Raw genomic sequence first — 457 nt, 5'->3', positions numbered from 1 at the left:
GAGCGTCAGATCCTCCGTTGCGCTCGCATTCAGGTCATTACCCGTCTGGATGGCACCTGCGAGTGATAGATTCCGTCCAGCGACGAGGACCGTATCGTTCGCGACGCTCAACGTTCCCGAACCCGAAAGATCACGTCCGGCGTTCACCGAAGCATTGCCTGTCCCATCAACCTCAACGCTACTATTGAGCGCGACGTCCTGCTGCGCTGCGACAGTCAAACTTGAGCCGGAATGCAACGCGCTGTCGATCTGTACACCGGCCCCAGCGCTGATATCGATCGTCGACGGTGTCTCTATCGCGCCTCCAATGACGACATCGCCAGCCTTCGACGAGATCGCCGTAGCGCCACTGCTGTAAATCTCGCCGTCAAGATTTACGCCGGCATAGCCAGCCGTCTCAAAAGCTCCCGACGTCGTCACATCACCGTTAACAGTCACCGTCCCCGCAGCGGCGTCC

General features: G+C 59.3%; 1 protein-coding gene. It reads right to left on the bottom strand.

Annotated features, from left to right (window positions below):
• The coding region (locus tag U5A67_RS40555) for a hypothetical protein (RefSeq protein WP_321818847.1) at positions 1-457 on the bottom strand (457 nt) is incomplete at both ends.

The organism is Paraburkholderia sp. J69-1 (genome assembly GCF_905220255.1).
In the GTDB taxonomy this organism is placed as follows: domain Bacteria; phylum Pseudomonadota; class Gammaproteobacteria; order Burkholderiales; family Burkholderiaceae; genus Paraburkholderia.
This window is presented reverse-complemented; position numbering and strand designations above follow the sequence as displayed.